We start from the raw sequence: 22,420 nt of genomic DNA on the forward strand, positions 1-22,420 counted from the left end.
AGCATGATTTTAGTGTGTTTCTCTTAGTCGTTGTTCAATTGCATCAACAATGAATTCGTTACGGCCAACGCGTCTGCCATTTTGGTCAATGTGGTCATCCATTGTATTCACTACTTCAAGAGGAATGGATACAGACTCAATGACGTTCTTATTGAGTATTGGTGTTGTCTCGATTTCAACAAATACCCAAAAGGCGTTCTTGTATTCGTTGTTAAGCAGGTGTTGTTGAATTGGTTTCTTGCGGGGTGGAGCTTTGCCTTGAGAAACTAGGTGGTTGAGATGTGCATTAAGGTAGCGTCTTGCGCGAACAAGCGTTTCATTGATGGTAATGCCTTCGCATTTACAATCGATAAGGTCTGGAAATCGAGCAGAGTAGGTATTGTCGAATTTTGATTTTTGAATGCCAACTAGATAATTCATTTTTTCAGTCTTCATAGCATGAGGTTGTCAGTGCCACATAGTGAATAAGTGGCACTGTATATCGGTTCTTTAGTTCTTCTCTTCTTGTCGTACTGGCTGATTTTGTTTGCGAGCCAGTTCTTCTTGAGTGCGTTTCTGTTTCTGTAGTTTATCTATAACCATTTTAAATTTTCTCTACTTCATTGATTTTGTAGTCAACTGGAATCTCATTGAAACTCAATACAATCAAGCCAGGAGCGTATGTTCTAGCGAGTTTGGAGAATAGTGGGCGCATGACGTTGGGTACCAGTAAAATGGCAGGGAGTCGTTGGGCGCGCATGTTCTGCAGCATGCTAGGCATTTTCGCCATCATTGATGTTTGAAAATCTTCATCAATAGGGATGGCGTCTAGTGGAGTATTGGGATCAATTCCTTTCGCATTGTTAATGTAAAGGTGAACCTTGTCGGTCAGTTCTTTGCTGATGGTGTAAACATTCAGCAACTTATCTAGCGGTGATATGAGAGCCATGATGGTTCTGCTTAGTGCTAAGCGGATATCGGACGCGAGTATAATTGGGTCTTTCGTTTTTTCGGCGCTTTCAATTAATGTATTCGCAATGGTTCGCACGTTTTTGACCGGGATTTGGTCGGTCAATAGTTGGCGGATTACCTGCATTTGTAAGTTTGGTGTGATTGATTTCCCCAAAGTTTCTGCAAGTTCGGGGTGATCTTGATGCAGTCGCTCGTTGAGTGCCTTAACGTCATCAAAGTTGAAAATCAGTGGTAGATATTCACGACATACCTTAGAGATGTGAGTCGCGATAACATCGTGAACGGCAATGACGGAGAATCCTTTGGCGACAGCTGCAGAGCGTTGGTCAGGCTCTATCCATAGGGCCGGTAGATTCATTGCAGGGTCAAAACCACGGATACCATCCAGAGATAGGTCGCCAGGTGGTATGCCAACAACCATTAAGTGATCGGGAAAGACTTGGCCTTTAGCGATGAGGTTGCCATCAATATGAATAGAATATTCGTTGTTCTTAAGAAGGTAAGAACTGCGAATTGCCACCTCGGGTATTAGGAATCCAACAAGTTCACTCAGTGTTTTTCGACACCCCATAATTGATCGCTGGAGAGGTTGGTTGATTTCTTCGGTTGTGAGTTTCACAAGCTTCAATCCAAGCTCAAGAGATACAGGATTGATTGAGGGGATAACGCTCCAATCTAGAGGTTGTAAGTTGCCTCTTACTTCGACGGCTTCGGTGTTTGCTGGAGCAACGGTCTGCTTTTGTGTATCGCTGTCAGCGAGGAACCAGCCGATAGTTAAAAGTAAGAGTGCGAAAGTGACAAAAGCTAAATGAGGCATGCCAGGGATAATTGCAATGGCAAGCATAATGCCGCCGCTCAAGAAGAAGATTGAGCGATCACCGGTAATTTGGTTAAGTAGTGTTTCTGAAAGGTCAGTTTTCCCGTCCGAGATTCGAGATACAAGGACGCCTGCTGCAATAGCTAGTAATAAACTAGGGATCTGTGCAACAAGTCCATCACCGATAGTCAGTAGGGCGAAGGTTTTGAAAGCCTCGCTTGCTCCCATTCCGTGTTCGATGGTGCCGATGCCAACACCCCCGATCAGGTTTATAACCATGATCGCCATTCCGGCGATCGCGTCTCCCTTCACGTAGGCTGCTACCCCATCAAAACTACCTGAGAGGTCAGATTCTTTGAGTACGTTCTCGCGTCGTCGGGTTGCCTCTTCTTCATCAATTTGTCCGTTTTGAGAGGCGGTTTCAATTGCCATTAGTCGAACGGGTAATGCATCTAGACTAAATCGAGCACCTACTTGAGCTATTCGCTCGGAGCCTTTGGTCACTACCATGAACGAGATGATACAAATGATTATGAACGATATGGCACCGACAATGTATGAGCCTCCCACAATCACCGTACCGAATGCTTCCACAACGCGACCTGCAGCGTCCGTGCCTTCGTGGCCATTACCGAGAACGGCACGAGTTGAGGCTACGTTAAGGCTTAGCCTAAGGACGGTGGATAAGAGAAGCAGTGTCGGGAATACGCTGAACTGCAGTATGGATGTTACGTTCGCACAACGGAGCAACACCAAAATCGACAACGAAATATTAAACGTAAACAGGATGTCGAGCATTAGCGGCGGCAGTGGAAGGATGATCATAGCTAAGATCAGTCCTAACAACAGCGGGAATGCTAACTTTGGTTGTGTGAACAGTTTTGTTGAAATCATTTTTAAGTGGTGACCAGCGAGATTAACTAACGCGAGATAGTAAGAGTATTTCAATTGGCGTGTCGCTAAAGGTCCAATTTTTCCGAGCTACCTCGAAAAAACGAGGGGTTTAGAGTTGAAGAAGACTTGCTCAGATAAAAAACAAAACTTTTTTGAGATGAAATCATTTGTCCTGCCGTTAAGCATGGGTGAGACAAATAATTTTAGTGTCATGACAATGGAGAATTGATAAATGACTATTGGTGTTAATACTAACTATGCAGCGTTGATTACACAGAACCAACTTGCATCTACAAACAAAGCGCTTACTGACTCAATGCAGAAGCTTTCTACTGGTAACCGTATTTCATCTGCTAAAGATGATGCGGCTGGTCTACAGATCGCTTCACGTTTGGAAGCTCAGTCACGCGGTATGGAAGTTGCTTCTCGTAACGCTCAAGACGCTGTTTCTTTCCTACAGGTTGCGGAAGGCGCACTGGATGAAGTTTCTTCAATCCTTTACCGTATGAACGACCTAGCTCTTCAGGCATCTAACGGCACAAACGGTGCGAACGACCAAGCGGCTCTTAACCAAGAGTTTGCCTCTCTGTCAGAAGAGATGGCGAATATCTTAGAAAACTCTAACTATGGCGGTAACAACCTGTTCGGCGCTGGTGGTGCTATCTCTGGCGGTACGATCGATTTCCAAATCGGTTCAACAACTGCTGAGACTCTAACTTTCGACGTTACTAACGGTGGTACTTCTACTGCGCTAGGTGATCTACTAACTTTCGTTGGTACTCCAGGTGCAACTGGTACTGGTGACATCACTGACGCTGCAAATGCACAAGCTGCAGTTGACGCAATCAGTGGTGCCGGTGGTGTTCTAGAGAACGTTGGTGAAGTTCGCGCTACTTTCGGTGCAACTGTCAACCGTCTTGAGCACGTTACTGGTAACCTTGCGAACATGCAAGAAGGTGTGACAATGGCTAAGTCTCGCATCATGGACACTGATTTCTCTAAAGAATCAATGGAAATGAGCAAGCAGCAGATGCTAATGCAATCTGCGAGCCAAATGCTGAACACTTCTAAAATGGTTCCTCAGCTAGCAATGTCGCTAATCGGCTAAGCTACTTCGAACCTGAAGTAATCAAAAGCAGGGTCTTAGACTCTGCTTTTTTGATTATGACTCATGTCGAAAATCCTCAAGGTAATCCCAAAATCCCATAAAGTTTTCTTTTTACATTGCACCTTCGAGAGATGGGTGTGATTTCAAAAAGATAATTTTAGTAATAGAAAGGAGTGAGCAGAATGAATCAGATAGATGCTCAAGGCATGGCGGCTCAGTTCGCTATGTACGATATTGCAGGAATTGAAGCGCGCAACGCATACAAGCTTGATGTGAATACTGCATTACAGGCTGCGTTACGTGATATGCGCTCAGGTATGAATTCGCTAACGGACTCTCTTTATAAGTTCACCCGTCCTGGTACTGACTTTATTCAGCGTTCCGTGAGTTTGGGTTCGGAGGATTATTTCTCGGTAACGACCTCAAGTGATGTGACTAACGTAGATATTGATTTGTTTGTTGAACAGCTGGCGGCTCGACATCAGACAGGTTTTCCTACTGCGGTAGGTGATGTGAATGATGAATTTGCGACTGCTGACGGTGTCATCTCTGTTGAAATCAATGGCGAGACCGTTGATATTGACCTTGCGGCGATTGATAGTGACGGTGATGGTTCTGTCTCAATGGCGGAATTTGCGTCTGCCTTCAATGCAGAGCTTGATGGTAAGGCGACAGTTTCTCTAGTTCAATCTGGTGGTGAAATTCGTATGATTTTCGCTTCGGATGAAGAGGGTGCTGAAAACAGTTTTACAATCACTGGTGATGGTAATACGGGTATTGAGGCAGAGTTGGCTGCGATGAATGCAAGCCCGATCACAGAAGGTCGTGATGCTGTTGTATGGCTTGGTGAGCAAGGTTCTGGTCTTCGTCTAACTAACTCTTCAAATACGTTTGAGAACCTAGTGAGTGGCGTGAATGTCAGTATAACTCGTGCTAATGAGGCAGGCGATCCGACAACAAAACTGCGAGTGTCGGCTGATTATCAAGAGACGCGCTCTGCACTGAATGAGTTCATTTCTCAGTTTAATACGTTCATGTCGGCAATGGATAGTATCACGGCCACTGGTGGTGATACTGAAGAGCGTGGCTTGTTAGCAAATGACTCGACGGTTCGAGGCATAGCTCGCAATCTCGAAAGCCTTATGCGGGGCACTTTTGAGGGTGTGTCACTATATCAAGTAGGTATTGAGATTGGTCGTGATGGCAAAGTATCAGTCGATGCAGATCGATTTGATGATGCGCTACTGAATATGGATGTTGAAACAATCTTGAATGGTCCAGATGGTCTTTTCAAGTCATTGGAAGACACTATTAAGGGGTATTCCAACTCTTCAACTGGTGATATTCAACGCAAGCTCGATACTCTATCTCAAGAAGAGAAGCGCCTAAACACTGAGTTCGATGGAATTCAGCGTAAATACGATATGTATTACTCCCGTTACCTTGCTCAGTTTAACCGAGTCAACACGGTAGCGATGGAGATGGCGAATATTGCTTCGATGTTTTACTAAGTAGGTTAAGGGTAGCAATGTTATTAAGTCAGTTTGAAAGTGGTCAAGACGCTTACACGAAGACTCAGGTAGAGGGTGTGACATCCGTATCGTCACCGATTGAGTGTTCAGCAATGGTGCATCAAAAGATTGTTGATGAGCTTAATGTGCTTGTCGAAGCAATTAAAGATCAGGATATCAAACTAAAGACAGTGAAGTCGCAACGAGTAATTGAGTTGATTGCTGGTCTAGATGCGACGTTGGATTTAGACGCTGGTGATTTGGTGGTTACTCTGCATAAATTGTACGAGCATACGATTCAATTGGTCTCTTTGGCTTCAATCCGAATGGATGTTGCTTTGATCACAGAGGCGCAGGAGTTGATGGACGGCCTAATGGTTGGTTGGGAAGGGGCGATGAATAACGCTCAGTCACAGAAGCCAGTCGGGATTTAGGGCGTAAAGTGTTAGATAAAATCAAAAGACTGGCCAGTATCTACGCTCAGGCAGTTAAAGACCGTGACGTAGATAGAGTGGAGTCTTGCTCGCAGGCCTTAAAGAAGGTGCTAATGCATCTTAGGTCACGTCCAGAGCAACGAACTTCGGACGTTGATGCTGTGGTATATCAGTTGAAAGTGATTCACGGCAATGCGTCTCAATTTTTGGAAGAAGAAAAAATGCGTTTGCGTGGTTTGATGGATTCGTGCAGTGAGCACGAAGATCAAGAAAAACTGTACGCTCAGAATGTAGCAGGTTAGTGGTATGCAAATTACAAGTTCGTTCAGTCGTTCTTTGGTTGAAGCTGATACGGAGACTGCTGTATCGACAAATGATGTGCTTGGCTCAGAAGAAGAGCAGATGGAGTTGACCTTTGAGGTCGTGCTTCCGCGAGTGCCAGAAGGTGCTGATGAAGACGTTGTTGATTCAAGTCTGCGCTCAATTTACGGTGAGTCGCATCAGATGGTTGAAGATGTGCCAGAGGCAAGTCTTGAGGAGTTAGAGTACCTTGAGGGTGGGGATGAATATGTCGCTCCTATCGTCATGGCATCGGAGCGACCGAGGGAATTGCGTGCTAATGATCGTGCAGTTGAGCCTAAAGTGGCAGTTGATGCTGCGATACGCAGATCTGAAGGGGTACAACCTACTCCTATTCAATCAGTTCAAGCGCAACCGCAACCGCAACCGCAACCGGTCGCGCCGGTTGAAGCGTTAGTTAAAGAGACTGCGACAAACAGTTTGCGTCTCGTTGATGGAATGCTTACGGGGTCTCGTGGTGCGGATTCGCTGGTGGCGGTGCAAACCTCACAGCCAAATGGCGGAAGTCTAACCGTTGCTCGCTCGGAATTTGTATTCCATGCAACGCCAAGTGATATGTCGAATACTTCGCAACTGACAAGTAAGTTGGCGATGGTATTGGGTGACAAGGTGAATCTGCAGGTGGCGGCGCGTCAAGAGTCAACAACGATGCGTTTAGATCCGCCTGAACTTGGTCGAATTGATGTTCGTCTAAAGATGGACGGTGATAAAGTCTCAGTTCAGTTGGTGCCATCGTCTGCGGTGGGTCGTGAGATGATTTCACAAACAATCGACAAGTTGCGTATTGAATTATCATCGGCTTACGGTGAAGTGAATGTGTCGCTAGGTGAGTCCTCTCACGATCAGTCAGGTGGTTCGCAATCGTCCTTAGAGGGTGAAGGCTTGTTCATGGCTGACTCATCATTGAGTGCCGGTGGGGAGCAATCTACACAGTCTAGTGAGAGTCAATCTCGCTCGTCATCACTTGGGACGGCATAGCGCTGTAGTATCTAAATGAAGTCCTCACTACCAAATTCAGTAATAAAAGTGAATGTCTGTTGCGGCTCAGTAGAGACTGCAGATGTCACTTTGTTTGTTGATGGTGGGGGCGTTTCTCGTCAGATTCAAAAAAAGTTGTTGGAAAGTGTGCGTTCGTATCTGCTTTCGCAATTTGTGGGTATGACAGTTCAAATTTGTTGGGTAGATAACGCTGTTGATGAAGGTTTGGCTGATGAGTTGAATCGTCGTTGGGAGCTTCGTATTTTATCAATGTCCCACATCTCCTTGGTTGGGTTGGTATCAACCCTTAATGTTGCCTCAAAGGGCGCGTTGGTTGACTCAAAGCCGGTGACCTTTGTTCTAAGTCTAGCGATAGATTAAACCTTTCTTGCAAAGTCAGACTTCCTGGCTGAATCCTTCTATCCAACTGAAAACTCTATTTAATGCTGACCTAGATGGCGAGTAGCGATCTAATTCTGGCGTATCTGATTGTTTCCTCTTCTCTGGTTGTTCCTAAGTAACTCCGTATTAGAAATCATGAAAATTAGGAGTAGCCGATGTCGAAGGGTGTCGTTGTTGGAGTGCTATCAGCACTGCTTTCAGTTGGGATGGCGTATGCAGGTTATCAGTATGCAAATCAGACCAACCAAAATGAAAATTATGAGGAGCCCAATGCGACTCATGTTGTAAAAGGTGTCCTTGTTCAGATCCCTGCGCAGTACAGTCGTTATCAGCTCTTGAGTCTTGATTTAGCGGTAGTCGTCCCAGAATCAAGGATTGCTGACCTCGAAATGAACGAAATGTATGTACGAAACGCCATCATTATGCATCTGACTGGTAAAACAGAAGCATTCTACAAGGTGGATGCTTTCGAACCGTTACTTCAAAGCGATCTAAATGCCCTTCTAAGTGGCATGCCATCTTATCAAATCCAAGAAACTTTACTGTTAAGGGTGGTACGACGTTGATGCTCGCCATGGGTGATTACGTTCAAACGGAAGACTTGTCGAGAAAGGAATGCGAGGCCATAGAGGCTCGCGTTCTAGATGAAAACTCAAATCTGGTTAGAAGTTTACTGAAGCCATACAGATATGCGCTCGATGAAGGGACGCTAGAAGATCTTACTCAAGTCGCCTTTATGGCCATGGTAATTGAGCTTCGTAAATTCTCGCACGTGGATAGTGTTGAGTTTAAGAAGTCAGCCACGGTTCGTATGAGGGGAGAAATCATTGATGAACTTAGGCGTCGAGATTTTGCAGAGCGAAATTTAAGAACGTTAAGTAATTCAGTTAAGAAAGCGGAGGGTGTTCTAAGGCAGCGCTTGGGTAGGGAGCCCAATGAGAGCGAAGTCTGTGCTGCGCTAGCGATATCCATTGATGATTATCGGGAAGCTAAGAGTTTGGAGATGATCGCTATGGATATTGAGTTTGATGAGCGCGTTTCCGCCACTGACAGCGTGGAAGATGAACAAAAAGAGTTTGTAGCTGATGCATTGAGTCGTCTTGACGATCGCTCACAGAAGATGATCTACCTGCTTTATGTAGGTGGTCTTGGTTTAGAAGAAGTCGCGCTGGTTATGGGTACATCGAGAGCTACCGTTGCGAGAGTAAAAGAGCTCGCTATCAGCAAAATTAAGCACCTTTTAGGGGAATAAGAAAAATGTTTCGTATTGTCGGTTTTATCCTGATGTCGTTGATTGTGTTTGGTGGGTATATGGCACTCGGCGGTAATCCACTTAACATCCTTAAGCCAGTCGATCTCATTGTTATTTTTGGTGGTGGCGCTCTAGGCATGGTCATTGCGTGTGAGATGTCTCAACTGCGTTTAATGGCAAAGCAAATCAAACAGGCCTTTCAGTCCACTCAGTACACTCAAGAGTATTACATCCAGTTGCTGCGTCTTTCGTATGAACTGGTCAATGTAGCCCGCACTAAGAACACTAAAGAGTTAGATAAGCATGTAGAAAGCCCTGCTGAGTCAGCCATTTTTAGTAAATACGAGCTGATTACTAAAGATGAAGATGTGAAGAATTTCATTGTTGATGGTTATCGCTACGTGATTGGTGTTCAGGCTGATGCTAAGAAGGCAGGCCAGGTGCAACAGCATTTGGATGAAGAAATATCGGAGCTTGCCGATCAGTATGATACCCCAAGTAACAAGATGACCATGATGGCGGATTCGCTTCCGGCGCTTGGTATTTTGATGGCGATTTTGTCTTTGACGATCGTCATGTCAAACCTAGACCAAGATATTTTGGTTATCGGTCAATTAATCGGTTCTGCACTGGTAGGCACGCTGACTGGTGTACTCGGTGCTTACTGTTTTGCGCTTCCGTTGGCCAAAGCTATGGGCGCAGTAGCGACCAGTCAAATCCAGCCATTAATGTGTGTGCGATCTACGTTGCTTGAGTTCACCCGTGGCGGCTCTGCACATCTGTGCGCAAACGCGGCAAGAAAGCATATCCCAATCGACATCAAGCCATCTTTCGATGAGCTAGAGCAGGATGTTGCGGTACTGCAAGACATCTACAGCGCGTCAAATGACTAAGGCGGTGCACGTGTTTGTAACTAATAAGATGGCCGAGCGTAAGTGCGCTCGTGAGGGGGGCAAATGGCTCTCGTAAAGCGTCGTGGTGGGCAGATCGCAGGGGGCGGCAATTGGAAGTTGGCATTGGCCGACCTGAAAATTGCTCTGATGTGCTGCTTTATCACTTTTTGGATTCTGGAATTTAAAGACTCAATAGATCGTGAAGATTTAGTGTCAGTTATGGATGTTGAGGCGTCTATCGCTAACTCGATTACGTCCATTGATTTAGAAGCAATTGCAACGACCAACACCAAAAATCAACAGCGGTACATTGATGACTCATCGGTGCTGGCTGGTGAATACAATACTCAGCAGCAGTTAGAAGTGTTAGCAAAAACGGTTGAAGAAAGCCTTGGTGAAATGGGTACGTCAGATGCCATTGATATTCAGGTTACTCCTGAGGGGTTAAGGTTAACGTTACGAGATGGTGAGCACGGCCAGATGTTTGAGACTGGACGTTCGCGATTGACGCCGTACTACGAGGACTTGTTGTTAGGTCTGGGGCCTGTACTGGCAAGCGTTAGAAATGGCATTACGGTTTCTGGTCATACTGATGGTAGTCGCTTCATTGGCGCGCGTCGTACCAACTGGGAGCTATCGACTGAACGAGCAAATACAGCGCGTTATTACTTAAATCGCTCTGGTGTGTCTTCTCGTAACATCGTCCAGGTTAATGGTTATGCAGACACTATGTTGGTGAATAGGGCAGAACCAAGAGCTGCTGAGAATCGTCGTATAGAGATTTTCATTCTGACAAGAGAGGCGAGAGAGCGTCAGTTTAGAATGTTTGATGTGGCAGATGGTCGAACTCAAGACTTAACGCAAGAAGATGTTGCGGATTTGACGTCTGCGGCCTTCACAACGGCTAACGATAACCGTCCGGTTTCGACGTTTGATGCAATGAGAAGAGCAGCGAGTGTGGGTAATGAGTAGGCGTAGTCCAAGGGATCGATTCGTTTCTGCTTCAGAGCTTGGCAAGGTAGTGTTTTGCCCTAAAGCCTATTATCTGGACTTGAATCGTAAAGAAGAGCAAACCAAATCGTCAGCAAGAGGTGAGCGAATGCACCAGGAGTTGGCAAAAACTGTAAAACGTGAGCAGAGTTTGTTGTTGCGCTTCTGGCGCTGGCTAGTGCGTCTGTGTGGAGGTGGTCAGTGAATCCGACCCAGTTAGCTATGGTGACAGATAATGTCATTCAGTTTTTCTTTCTGTCTACAGTGGCGTGCGTGTTTGCGTTCTTTGTATTCTTCTTTGTTCGCGCTGTTTTGTTTCGTTTGTGGCGTTGCTTCGTCCCGTATCCAGATACCAACTTTGGTTTCAAAGGTGCGCTGGTTTACTCCGATGATTCTCCTTCGGCGAGAGTGTTTGTAAATCGCAAATATGAGCTAAGTGCCAAGCCTGATTTCATTTTCAAGGTTGGCCCTAATCAGTATGTGCTGGTGGAGTATAAGTCGGGTAAGAGGCCGATGAGTGAATCGGATCGAATTCAGGTCCTGGCTTCGGTAATAGCAGCGAGGCAACAATATAATATCACCAAAGCGATAGTGGTGACTGGACTTGGTAGGTTTGAGGTGAAGGACGCGAAAAAGTCCAACCGAGCGATCTACCGACAACTGAAGACGCTGCATGTTATTGCTCGTAGAGTGAAGCATCATAACAAGAATCCAAGTGGTAACGTGAATTCTTGTGGTTCTTGCCGTAGGCGAAATAAGTCGTGTGACGGTGCCTTTTAGCGGTATTTAGAGTAGCAAAATTAATAGAAAGCCAGTGACAAATGGATTCATGTGTCGCTGGCTTTGTCGTATCTGGACAACGTTGAACAGGACGGCGACCGTCTTGTCTTTAGCTAACGCAAATTCGATACATGACATGCCCGTGAAGCCTATCAATTCGTCATATCTACAACAGAATCTTTACCGATTGTTCTTCCTGAAAAGATATTTGCGTTGAACGCAAATTAATCCCGCGAACGCGGATACTTTTATTTTAGGAGAAAAAAATGGAATTAGGTTTAGGTCAAAAGCAAGCGCAGGTAACAAAGCGATTTGGAGAAATGTTTCGCTGTAAGGGCATGCCTGCCGGAGTAGCGAATGTTTCGTTGCTGTTGGGTAATGGAGAGCGTTCAGGAAAGGTAGTTTCAAACTACTACTTTGAGTGGGAATCGCTTGCAAGGGCGTTTGCGTACATTCACTACGGTCTTGCACGTCCACTGTTTTTGTTTGGGTCGCATGGCACAGGCAAGACATCACTTCCTGAGCAAATCAGTGCTCGTCTGGGTCGAAACTTCAGCAAAGTGACTGTTGGGCCCTCCACGGAAGCGTTTGAATTAGTAGCGCAGCGAGTGCCTTCGGCAGATGGTGGGATGACCACCGAGTTGGGGTTGCTTGCAAAGGCTATGGAGCAAGGCGATGTGTTCATTATTGATGAATACGATTTGATGCCTACTGCAGAGCAGAAGAATCTCAATGACATATGCGAAAACGGAGTCGTTTACCTTCCTGATGGAAGAATTATCCGTAGTCATAAAGATTTTAGAATCTTTGCAACTGCAAACACCAACAACACAGAGGATCTTGATCTCAGTGTTAATGACCGTTTTGCGTTCATGCGCATGGATTATTTGCCGGCGGATGTTGAATCGGAGTTGGCGTATGAGCATTGGATGCAACTTCATAGTGTGTTTAGTAATGGGTCGAAAGCTGACTGGAAGAACCATGTGAGTCCTCAACTGGATGAGCTGGTGAGAAGCAGAGTGAACGTCATGATTAAAGTGGCGGAAGGGATCCGTGAAAACAAGGCGGAGAACGATGACTCATTCTTTTCAACGATGTCAATACGAGCCGTCTTCGGGTGGATCGATGAACTCATGCTAGCAAGGCGCTTTGATTTAAACAGGGTGGATAATGATGAACACGAAATGCTGCAAGCGTTGCGTCGAGCGTTCATTAATGGTTTGCCGATAGAGGAGCAGGAAGAAATTGTTCAACTGTTCCAACTGAAGTCAGATCTTAAATCAATCATGTAAAGACCATGGCACCCGTTACGGCGGGTGCTACAAACCAAACCTCGTAAAGAGAATTAGGAGTTATAGAGATTATGAACAAACAAGTTGATCAGACCAACATCGAGGACCATTGGGTAGGAAGTTTTGTTCCTGAAGGTTTCACGGTGATTAGATTCAATTGTTCAAAGGTAACGTTTACTCGTAAATGGGACTTTGAGGAGTTGGGTTTGGAGGCCGATGTGGCAGCCAGAATTGGCACTTTGGGTCGTAAGAAAATGATCGATCCAAAGATACCCGCTCGGGTTCGCAAGGTATTTGATAATACTCGAGCGTTCCTAGAGTCGGTGGGCACTAAGATTGGGGACTTCTACGTCTTTCCGGTTGATAAGGCTCGTGATGTAACGGCTCGCATGGAGGGGTTTCAAGCGGAACTCCATAAGGTGAAGCAGTACATCATACAAAGCTACGACGGATTGATTGAGGATTTTGCTCGTGAAGCGGAAGATCTGCATCCAGGTATGGGTAAAGTGATCCGTGAGCAGCGTTTCTCATTAGAGTACGTGGAGCGACAAATCTACTTTCATTGGGAGCGTCCAGCAGATATGCAGTTGTCGGCGGTGAATACCATTTTTGAGGACTTGCGTTCTCGAGTAATGGATATAGAGAACCGATGGTTAGATTCTGGTGGTGGTGTTATTCGATTGAATGCCCACACAAGAGCAACGCTGATTAAGCTGCGTGATTGGTGCTCATCGATGTCGTTGTGTCATGCCCAGATGGGGACGATGGTAAACAACATCAATGCGGTTATTGACCAGTTACCAGCGACGTTCATCAGAGCTAATAGTTATCCGAAAGAAGATGCCCTTATTGCTCAGTTGTTCAATCAACTTCGTCATGCGAAGAAGATTAAACAGTTGGAGCGAGGAATTCGAGAGGAGGATATCTTTGCTGATGCCTTGGGCGTAACCGATCAAGAGGAGGCTTCGCAGTCAAATCTAGAGGCGACGTTCGGACTGGAAGTGGCAACTGAAGTGTCTGCACCCTCGGAATTTATGGGGGTTGATATGACGGAGTCGAGTGTTGATTCGGGTTTTGTAGGAAATCCAGATTCACATCAGGCTCGTGTTGCGGTGCCAGAGTATTCCATGTTTGGAGGGGTGCAAGAGACAAGTGTCGCAGTTGAACCTGTAGCGGTTAAGCAAAAGCCTGCTCCAGAGAAGGCGCGTGACACGGAATTTGGTTTTCAAAAATTCTTCTAATCCTAGGTAGATGATTAACAAAATGAACATTCAAGCAGTAGCTTGGGTGTTCATCTCAAACAGTCTTTAGGGGCTGTTCGAGATGAATACCTTTTTTCTAGCTCCGCTAGAAGAAGACGGCGACCAATTAACGCCGGGCCATGTTGGCATTTGGATTTTTTTAGCAATAAAAAGTTTGGAGAAAGGTATGAAAACAACACACAAGTTTAAATGGAATAACAACGACCTACGTGTCGCGTTCAATCAAGTAAGTAACATCGCTAAGTCTAAGGGTTCAGATTCGAAGATGTACGATGTGATTCAGTGCCACATCAGTGATGGTGCAGCACAATTGGAGTGCATCGGTCCTCATGGAACGATCTTCTCTGATTTCTTTGCTGTTGACAGTAAAGAGGTATTGAATTTTTCGTTCTGCGTGGTGATCCCTAAGTTTAGAGGCTTTGTGGATTCTTGTAATATTTATAACGAGTCAATCGATGTAAATATGACGTACGCAGTTGATGATGCTGACACTGTAAAGGTGACTGGTAGATTCAAGAAAAAAACAGTCACTATGACCTCACCAGCGCAGACAATGCCTAGTGAGAAAACCTTTTTGAATGAGCCGGATTCAACGATTAGAGTGAATCGCAAGGATCTGATTGCGTCACTTACCGCTATCGCTCCTGCGTGTGCTTCGGGCACTACCAAAATGCCGAGTCTGAGAGGTGTGAACCTCTGGATGGAAGCAGGGCGTTTGAGCATGGTGGGTTCGGATACCCATATACTCATTTATCGTTCAATAGCAGTGGAGCATTTTGAAGGTGAAACTTCAGGGTGCGTTATCGTTGCAGGTACCGCGCAGTTGCTGTCGCAGCTTCTCAATTCTTATGTAACAGATGAGATTGTTGAGATTCAGTTCAGTATGACCAAATTGGTTCTGCGAAGCCCTTACGGCTTAACTGTATCTTTGAAGCTGATTGGTGAGCAGTTGGTGCCAGCGAATCCGATAATCGGGAAGACCAGAGACCATAATGTGGTCACGGTCGACCGAGCGGAGTTGCTAGGTTCTTGCAAATTGCTTGGGCGCTCAAGCCCGATCGCTAAAGTTTCGGTTGAGAGTGATAAGCTCAGATTGGAACCTAGCTATCACGGCGATCTCCGAGGGACAGATCAGTCCTTTGAGTCGGTTGCTGAAATGGCACTTGAGAATCAAAATGGCGCGAATCTGGAGGTGGGCATTGCCCTACATCAGTTAATGTTGGCTCTAGCGGTAACCAGTTCAGAGAGCGTGTCTTTGGGTGTGCTCTGCGGAAACTCTGCAATGACGGTTCGTTGTAATGACGATAAGACCTATATTGCCTTGGTTATGCCTTGTCGCCTGTAGGGGGGTGTATGAATGAGTATCAAGCAAGGCTGAGTAGAACTCAGTTGGTGGGAGAGCTTATTGATCAACTGGACGTTGCAGACGTTGAGACCTTACGTAAGGTTGCACAGAATGTGTTTGGCTATCAATTCGAAGTTGAGGTCAAAGACGATTTACCGTCGTTCGTGACTAAGCGAAAGCCGGATAAATACTGTGCATCTGGTGTAGGTCGAGTAGGACCGTTGGGCAAGTACATTCAGTTGAAGGAGCCGCGAAATCAGAAAGCATTACGAATCGCTAGGAAACTAGTGAAGAGTGATCTGAGTCGTGCGTCTTTTGATACTAAATTACGCTTAGCTCTCATTGCTGAGGGGTGCGCTTTATCACAGCAAGAGTTCTTGGTGCTAGCTGCCGAGACTTACGCTGAAGGTTAGCGTTCAAAAAGTTGAAAATCCATTTTGGGGTGTGTGAGGATAATACCAAGCCACCCCTAGACTTGAGCCTTAACCGGCCATAAGGACTATTTATGTTAAGTGATTTGTTTCGAGGTCTCATGATGCTGTTGGGGATAATTGCACTCGTGTCGTACCTAAGTGGTCATGACGTGAATGCAACGGTGGGTAATTCAGTGAACGCTGTATTGCCGATATTCGGATATCTGTGGTCACAGGTAGTTAATCTTATTCAGTCAGGCATTTAGGAGATAAATATGGTGTTAGATTTCCTTACATCAACAGGCACAAAGAATCTGGTGAAATACTGGAATCAGAACTGCCCCAAAAAGAAGCAAGGTGATAAGGCGGCTTAAGAGTTGTCTATCAAACTTATAAAAAGGTCAGCATTTCGCTGGCCTTTTTTCTTGCCCGGAAGAAAAACACAACACTGGCGTTGATAAGGCACTGGTTTCGCTATTTGGGGTAATTGGACTTATTTATAGCGGTGTCGATGTGTTTAAAGTTAAGAAGAAATTAGTTTTGGTTGCCTTGTTAAGTGGGATAGGTGCGGTATCAACTGCAGCCAATGCCACGATATTGTCGGCGGCCGAACGAGCTCAGTTACAGCTAGAGTTTACCGCGGCTACACAGACTAGCGGTAGCGATTATGTGTACACGCCAGATAGGGCGTCCTTTACGATTATTGGCGGCAGAGTTAGTGGTTTGGATCGCTGTAATGGTGATCCGAAATTTACGATTACCAATGCGTTCACTGACGGAACCTTTAAGCGAATGTGGGATAACGCTCAAGCTGCAATATCCGGATTGGCTAGTGATTTGCCTGCTTATCTGGTGGCGCTCTATCTAGAGAAAAGTAATCCCCATTTGATGGGCCTTTTAAAGAATGGCATGGATTTGGGTATGGAAGACTATCTCTCCGGTATCGCGTCTTGTGAGGCGATTGGTAATGCGATTACCGACTCTTACCCTAATGATGTGAATGAGTGGGCGAGACAGGAACGTTTTGAGCGATTCATATCGAATTCGACCTGTGTGCCAGATTCAGATGGTCAGATTGATTCAGATGAATGTTATAGCAATACCGCTCCACGCGGTTATTCGAAGTCGGTTGAAGATATCTTGCGAGAAGGCAGGGAACAGGCGGGTAAGCTTGGTATTAACTGGTTTGGTGGTAAGGCTGGTGGAGAGAGCACAGACGATATTATCGTAGTTTCAGATTCTATGAGGATTGGTCAGTGTCTAATGCGTGGCATTAGCGTTCCTAGGTGTAAGCGAATGACCCCAGAAGAAGTCTCAGCTGAGGGGGATGTGCCAAACCAAACAGATTTAGAAAAGTGGTTAAACAGAGACGGCAAGGAAACGATGCATGCGGCGCGAGTTATCTTGGGTGAGCAGTATCTGAAAATCTGTGATGGTTGTGAGAACTTCAATGAAATGGGTGTGGGCTCAGAAGAGTACCTAAAAATGCATCACAAGGTGGTGTTTGAAACGCTAATGCAACTCTATCACCGAGCGCCAAGTCAGTTGACTGATGAGCAGTATAAGTCAGTGAGTGCTGTTGGGGTGATTGATGTTACCTATGAGTATTTTGAGGCATTGAAGTCTCTTGAGTCTGATAAGGACATGCAGGAGCTGTATATGTCTGGTCTAGCGTATGACGTTTCTTATCACAGAACTATCGCTCAGATGGGTCTGATTAGGCAGTCGCTAATGGTTACCCAGTTACATGACGCGTCTCAGCCTGATGGCGGTCACATGAGCGAGAAAATTCAATACTTTATCGATATTTTGGATTATGAGCGAACGCGCCTGATTGAGAATGCTCAAGGTCGAGGTTATTCGCCATTCAAGTATTCGAGAATGCTATTGGATGTGCTAGGTCCTAAGTCTGTTTCACTTCTAGGTAAATAACTTATGGTGGTAGTTTCAGATCCGACAGCGCTAGTGATTTTGCCAACGGCAATGACGCTGGCGGCGGCAGTCTTCGACTTAATAGCCAAGCTTAACCTTTGGTTACTTCCTGTCATCTACGTGATAATCGTTGAGTCAATGAAATCGCGCACCATGGGTGCAGATGAGGGTGTTGCCCAACTCTATGCGATGAAGAAAATAGAGAAGACACTATTGTGGTTCTTCCTGGTGATCTTCTTGTTCATGATTCCTGTTACGAGCTCGCAAGGAACCCGCTTGGCGGGTTTTGCTTGTGGGCCAGAGATCTCTTCCTTTGCAACTCCTGATAATCCAATCGAGCGTTCGGTAAGTAACCCGACAGTGAAACTCCCTGTGGGTTATGCGTTAGTGAATAATCTAAGTCAGGCTATTGGTGGTTCACTGTCAGGGATGATGCCTTGTGGGGCGTCATCAAGGATAGAGTCTACCAAAGTAATGGAAGCGATCCGTATGCCAGACAATCACCATACGCCAGAACTCAAGGTCTTTGCTGAGAAATGTTATTTCAATGCAAGGAGGAGATTGGCAAATGCAGTTGATCAGGATCGCGTATTCGCAAGCTATGACCCAACTGATGTAAAGGCTGGTTTGTTCTTTGGGCAAGCAATGAAACGTGTCTATACAGGTACGTTTACTAACGACGGTCGAAGGTATGAACCGCTGACATTCTCAGTACATCGTGACGCATACACAGGGCCGACAACAGATTTCTATATTGCTAGACACGCTGACGATCGCTTGGTGAATGAGCATCGCGTCTTCTGTGATGCAGGGTCAAATTACTACCGCAGTATCATGCACGATATGTTTTCCTCAGAATTGGAGCGTGAATACAAACTGGTTCATAACTATCGCTCCGCCTATCCAGATCGTACGGGGTACTACGTGACCCCAACGGAAACTAAAGATTACCTGTCGGAAAGTATATTGTTGAATCACTCCACGGTGTCAGGGGAATTCAAAGAGAAATTCTTAAAGACCGTCTCAGAGCTATTCGTTATTAATCCTAAAGAAACGGCCCTGGATGTATCACTAGAGCGCTTAAAGCCCACTCAAATGGGTGACCACGTCAGTGAAGAGCTTCTTCCTGTCTACGATCATCATTTCCTCAAAGAATTCGTGGTGACCCTTGGTGCTGCCCTGGCGGGATTGAAGGCTACTTTGTTGGAAGAGTCATTCTTTGCAATGGTTCCTGTTGCTTTGGTCATGCTGTCCGCTGTGGTCGTTGTAGCCTCGCCTCTCATGCTGGTCGTCTCTGGTTACAAAATGAGTGTTCTTTTGAATACATGTGCAATCTTGTTCTTCGCAGCAACCGCGCCATACATCTTAAATATTGGGTATGCGATGGGTTCTACCCTCCAAGCGATAGGGGATAGTGTCTACGGTATGTCCGGCACCACCTATGATGCGCATGGTTTGGTTTTCCAGTATATGGGGGCGATGACATCGATAGTAATTATGTTCGTTTGGGCCGGTTTCTGCATGATGATCGGGATGAACTTAGGTGGGTTCTTGAATGCCTTGTTGGGTGAGCATGTACTAGGTGCAGGTCGAGAAGCCTTCAATATGGGCAAGAAAGGCCTAGACGTCGCTGCTAAAGCGTTCAAGAAAAATTAGAGAGTAGAGGTAACATAGAATGATTATTAGTGAAGCTTCTGCTTTGTATTTGATTCCATTTGGAATGACGTTAGGTGCTAATGCCTATGAGCTACTGGCTCAGACAAACCTGTATCTGGTGCCGATTATATTCATCATTATTGCTGAAAGTATGTCGTCTCGAGCGCAAGGTTTGGATGAGGGTAGTCCCGCGTCTTTGGCTCTAAGGAATATTGAGGTTCGATTGCTGTCAGTGTTCTTTATTCTGTGGTTGTGCGTGATGCCTTTGTCATCCGCACCAAGCTATGAGTTCAAGAAGTATTCGTGCGCTGTAGATAACTCAGTTATGCAAGGGGCAAGAACGGTTGAGGATGTTCGTCCTGCAACCGATCTGACTATATTCGGTAACCACAACACAAGCCTAATGTTTGGATTGGTGAATAACATTAGCCAAGCTCTGAACGGCGCGCTGATTTCTCAAATCCCATGTTCGCAAGGCGCAGACTTAAGTTACCTGTCGAGGCTGGTTGATTTGGCTGTTCCAGGAAATAGAACTGTACGAGCGCAAGCCGCTACATTCCATGAAACGTGTTATGTGCCTGCTGTGAAGGCTTTAGAACGAGCTCAATCAACTAACTCTATGGGTTCAGTGCCAAGGCCGGACGATAACTCGTTAACGCTAATGGCACAGAAGCAATACTTTGGCTTCAATTCACCACAGATGAGAATGATCTATCAGAATGCACTTCAAAATGGTGCTGTGTCTGAAATGTATATGACGGTGCCTGAAAACTGGCTTGGTGAGTCTACTCCAGGAAGTCTGCAGTCCTGTGCAACGGTGGCCGGTGAGTTGGATGATGCTATCTATCTGAGTCTGGATGAGTCGTTTGAAGCTGGCGCTAGTATTGGTAATGACGGTACTGGCGGTGGTATGGGTACTACGACTGTTGATGTGCAGAGGATCCTTAGAGATTTCTTTAATCTCTATGGGCAGGTTACTGATGTGGATGTTCGAAGAGAACTGACACAGTTGGGCTATGTAAACTCGCTTGCTGATAGCTCTTTGCTTCAGACGGATGAAGGTAAACTGTTAGGCCAACAAGCATCTGCGTGGACAAAGAAGAGTGTTGATACGCTTACTGATATAACGACAGCGGAAAGGGTTGCGGGTATTGGTTCGGCAGGTCAGGCGTTAAAATCTGGGCTTCTAAATGTTGGTGGCGCTTACTTCGCGGTTAAACAGTCAATCATATCCTCTGGTGCTATGTACCTAATCCCTTTGGGGGTCAGTGTAATTCAATCAGTGATATTGGCTATGGGAGCATTGATTATCGTGCTGTCAGGGTATAAGCCAAAGGTCGTTTTCTCGCTAGCTCTAACCTATTTTACGATTACTTTGGTGCCGTTTTGGCTAAATGTCGGGGTCTATCTGCAGACCATTTTGGTGTCATACGGATCTCAACCAGATGTGGAGAGCAAATATTTCAGTAATGAGATTATTGGCTACATATTTATTCTTGGTACTCCAGCTCTGTGGGTGGCAATAATGCAAACGGTCGGTAGTGCGGCGGCTGGTGGGTTCGCATCAGTGGCGAGTGCAGCAAACTCCATTGGTGAAAATGCTATTGCTGGTGCTCAGTTGGGTACGTCCCAAGTTAAGAAAGGTTTTGCGGCGGGTGAGGCGCAGCAGAGAAAAAGTGAAAAAGAAGAGAAGATGAGGTTAGGTAGGGGAAATACCTAGCGTTCTAATCGATATTTGGGGTGGTGCTGTTTAGGTGCCACCCTTTTTTTATCTGCGTTCAAAAAGTTGATTATGTTGGTGTTACTTCGGTAATTTGGTTCAAGAGAAACAGGGAGGAGGTTGGGCGGTGCTGTATCAGAATGAGGTGGTTCGGTTTTGTAGTAAATCGGCGGTGTTGTTTGCTCTGCGAGATGCTAAGCAGACTGAGAAGCTACGACGCATGAATGGCGAAAAAGCCCATTTACAGACGGTGTTTATGGAGTTTGCGGATATTACCGAGGGAGCTTCGGGTAGGGAAGGTCGGTGGAGTAGTAAGGTGGTGTTTGCTCTATCGGAGAACGAGTTAATACAGTTTGGGCAGTGGTTGTTGGGTCGATTTAAAGGGCAAATAGAGATTGGTCCGCATCATGGGAAGATTTTGTACCTTGAGAGTAACTTGGAGAGTGGGACGTTTGGCGTAAGGCTAGCAAACGGGAAAAGGAGTGATGGGGGAGTTGTACATAGTGTGTATCTTCCACAGACGGTTGTATTTCGTGTGATGCCGTTGGTTCTAAGAGCGTTGTCATCGCTAACGTTACTGTCTACACAGGAAGTGTTGATTATGTTGCGAGGAATGCCGTTAGCTTCAAGATAAAGAAATTTCACGTGTCGTGAAATTGTCGGATATCCGACTTACTAATGCCGTAAAGGCAATGAAGGAAACACTTATGGCTCAAAAAGAAAAACAAGGCACACCAGTTACGTTTTGTGAGAAGCGTAGAAAGCGGATGTTTAGAAAGGTTAAACACCTGTTTAAATCGCAAGTGGATGCTGAGCCCACTTCACGCTTTGAAGCGAACGGGTCGCGCGTTATTGAGTACCTCGATTGTTACTTTGGGATGTTGGGTAAGCCTAACATTGATGAGTTGAGTGAGGAGGATGTCGTGCTCGTTCAGAATGGACTTAACGCTGAATCTGCGGATTATTCTCTAGCCTATTACGTTGGTGAGATCATCAAAAGCTACATTGCAAAAACAGAACCTAAAGTATTTGAGGGTCTTAAATGCAAGTGTGTTTGTGGTGGGACGTACTCTCTTAACAGAAATCACTGGAACTATCGTTGTGATGAGTGCGGCTTGCTAGGTCGCAGTGACATGAATGGTATTCCAGAGAGTTTACCTGCTAGTAAAGAGGTGCGTGAGCGCCGAAATCAACTGCATAGACGTATGGAAACGATTCTAGACAGTGGCTTTGTGCCGTGGTTTGCATCGTATGGTCATTTATATGACCTGGTTAGTTACCATAGTGGTATTCCAAAAGGGTACTGTCATATCGGTTGGTTGACAACGGTGGAACAGGTTGAGTCTTTTGATGCAGGACTATCTGCAATACAAAGACAATCAGCGTCTGCTTCGTTGGGTCTTTCGGTTTCTTAGAGTGAGAATTTTAGG

At 45.7% G+C, this 22,420-nt stretch carries 23 protein-coding genes; 21 read left to right on the forward strand and 2 right to left on the reverse strand.

All coding sequences use genetic code 11. The features are described 5' to 3' along the window. Positions 1-9 precede the first annotated feature (9 nt). Both A6E01_RS19045 and A6E01_RS19050 read right to left on the reverse strand, forming a co-directional pair. A complete protein-coding gene (locus tag A6E01_RS19045; protein WP_065211073.1) occupies positions 10-420 on the reverse strand; it encodes a type II toxin-antitoxin system HicB family antitoxin in 411 nt (136 codons plus the stop codon). 163 nt (positions 421-583) lie between these two features. Continuing rightward, positions 584-2,593, reverse strand: coding sequence for a flagellar biosynthesis protein FlhA (locus A6E01_RS19050; RefSeq protein WP_248956982.1), 2,010 nt, complete (start codon positions 2,591-2,593; stop codon positions 584-586). Positions 2,594-2,894: 301 nt separating this feature from the next. Between A6E01_RS19050 and A6E01_RS19055 the strand changes: the two genes are divergently transcribed. The 21 genes from A6E01_RS19055 to A6E01_RS19155 all read left to right on the forward strand — a co-directional run bounded on the left by A6E01_RS19055 (position 2,895) and on the right by A6E01_RS19155 (position 22,405). Further along, positions 2,895-3,770 carry a flagellin N-terminal helical domain-containing protein gene (locus tag A6E01_RS19055; RefSeq protein WP_065211075.1) on the forward strand — a complete coding sequence of 292 codons (876 nt, stop codon included), beginning with the start codon at positions 2,895-2,897 and terminating at the stop codon, positions 3,768-3,770. 182 nt (positions 3,771-3,952) lie between these two features. Next, complete coding sequence (gene fliD, locus A6E01_RS19060) at positions 3,953-5,281, forward strand: flagellar filament capping protein FliD (protein WP_065211076.1); 1,329 nt, start codon at positions 3,953-3,955, stop codon at positions 5,279-5,281. Positions 5,282-5,298: 17 nt separating this feature from the next. After that, positions 5,299-5,715, forward strand: coding sequence for a flagellar export chaperone FliS (locus A6E01_RS19065; RefSeq protein WP_065211077.1), 417 nt, complete (start codon positions 5,299-5,301; stop codon positions 5,713-5,715). Between the two features lie 8 nt (positions 5,716-5,723). Next, positions 5,724-6,017, forward strand: a complete 294-nt coding sequence (locus tag A6E01_RS19070) for a hypothetical protein (protein WP_065211078.1) — start codon at positions 5,724-5,726, stop codon at positions 6,015-6,017. A gap of 4 nt (positions 6,018-6,021) precedes the next feature. Continuing rightward, on the forward strand, positions 6,022-7,053 hold the full coding sequence (locus tag A6E01_RS19075; protein WP_065211079.1) for a flagellar hook-length control protein FliK: 1,032 nt from the start codon (positions 6,022-6,024) through the stop codon (positions 7,051-7,053). A 15-nt stretch (positions 7,054-7,068) separates the two neighbouring features. Beyond that, the gene (locus A6E01_RS19080) at positions 7,069-7,434 is read left to right on the forward strand and encodes a hypothetical protein (RefSeq protein WP_156744638.1); all 366 of its coding nucleotides are present in this window, start codon (positions 7,069-7,071) and stop codon (positions 7,432-7,434) included. A 176-nt stretch (positions 7,435-7,610) separates the two neighbouring features. Next, entirely contained in the window at positions 7,611-8,021 is a 411-nt protein-coding gene (locus tag A6E01_RS19085) for a hypothetical protein (protein ID WP_065211081.1), read from the forward strand. A gap of 8 nt (positions 8,022-8,029) precedes the next feature. Beyond that, a complete protein-coding gene (locus A6E01_RS19090; RefSeq protein WP_157939664.1) occupies positions 8,030-8,707 on the forward strand; it encodes a sigma-70 family RNA polymerase sigma factor in 678 nt (225 codons plus the stop codon). Between the two features lie 5 nt (positions 8,708-8,712). Beyond that, positions 8,713-9,600, forward strand: a complete 888-nt coding sequence (locus A6E01_RS19095; RefSeq protein WP_065211083.1) for a motility-associated protein — start codon at positions 8,713-8,715, stop codon at positions 9,598-9,600. 63 nt (positions 9,601-9,663) lie between these two features. Then, entirely contained in the window at positions 9,664-10,572 is a 909-nt protein-coding gene (locus A6E01_RS19100) for an OmpA family protein (protein ID WP_065211084.1), read from the forward strand. Beyond that, positions 10,565-10,795 (forward strand): hypothetical protein, encoded by a 231-nt coding sequence (locus A6E01_RS19105; protein ID WP_065211085.1) that lies wholly within the window; start codon positions 10,565-10,567, stop codon positions 10,793-10,795. Before A6E01_RS19100 ends, A6E01_RS19105 begins: the two co-directional genes overlap by 8 nt. Further along, a complete protein-coding gene (locus A6E01_RS19110; RefSeq protein ID WP_065211086.1) occupies positions 10,792-11,370 on the forward strand; it encodes a PD-(D/E)XK nuclease family protein in 579 nt (192 codons plus the stop codon). Before A6E01_RS19105 ends, A6E01_RS19110 begins: the two co-directional genes overlap by 4 nt. Positions 11,371-11,636: 266 nt before the next feature. Next, positions 11,637-12,662, forward strand: a complete 1,026-nt coding sequence (locus A6E01_RS19115; protein WP_065211087.1) for an AAA family ATPase — start codon at positions 11,637-11,639, stop codon at positions 12,660-12,662. 71 nt (positions 12,663-12,733) lie between these two features. Then, entirely contained in the window at positions 12,734-13,903 is a 1,170-nt protein-coding gene (locus tag A6E01_RS19120) for a DUF3150 domain-containing protein (protein ID WP_065211088.1), read from the forward strand. Between the two features lie 187 nt (positions 13,904-14,090). Further along, entirely contained in the window at positions 14,091-15,269 is a 1,179-nt protein-coding gene (locus A6E01_RS19125) for a hypothetical protein (RefSeq protein ID WP_156744640.1), read from the forward strand. 8 nt (positions 15,270-15,277) lie between these two features. Continuing rightward, entirely contained in the window at positions 15,278-15,682 is a 405-nt protein-coding gene (locus A6E01_RS19130; RefSeq protein ID WP_065211090.1) for a hypothetical protein, read from the forward strand. A 513-nt stretch (positions 15,683-16,195) separates the two neighbouring features. Further along, entirely contained in the window at positions 16,196-17,614 is a 1,419-nt protein-coding gene (locus A6E01_RS19135) for a hypothetical protein (RefSeq protein WP_065211091.1), read from the forward strand. A 3-nt stretch (positions 17,615-17,617) separates the two neighbouring features. Then, entirely contained in the window at positions 17,618-19,270 is a 1,653-nt protein-coding gene (locus tag A6E01_RS19140; protein WP_065211092.1) for a hypothetical protein, read from the forward strand. Positions 19,271-19,289: 19 nt separating this feature from the next. Next, a complete protein-coding gene (locus A6E01_RS19145) occupies positions 19,290-20,990 on the forward strand; it encodes a conjugal transfer protein TraG N-terminal domain-containing protein (protein WP_065211093.1) in 1,701 nt (566 codons plus the stop codon). 127 nt (positions 20,991-21,117) lie between these two features. Beyond that, a complete protein-coding gene (locus A6E01_RS19150) occupies positions 21,118-21,624 on the forward strand; it encodes a hypothetical protein (protein ID WP_156744641.1) in 507 nt (168 codons plus the stop codon). A 73-nt stretch (positions 21,625-21,697) separates the two neighbouring features. Further along, the gene (locus tag A6E01_RS19155) at positions 21,698-22,405 is read left to right on the forward strand and encodes a zinc-finger-containing protein (protein WP_065211095.1); all 708 of its coding nucleotides are present in this window, start codon (positions 21,698-21,700) and stop codon (positions 22,403-22,405) included. The last annotated feature ends 15 nt before the right edge of the window (positions 22,406-22,420 follow it).

The organism is Vibrio breoganii, from assembly GCF_001677275.1.
Lineage (GTDB): Bacteria > Pseudomonadota > Gammaproteobacteria > Enterobacterales > Vibrionaceae > Vibrio > Vibrio breoganii.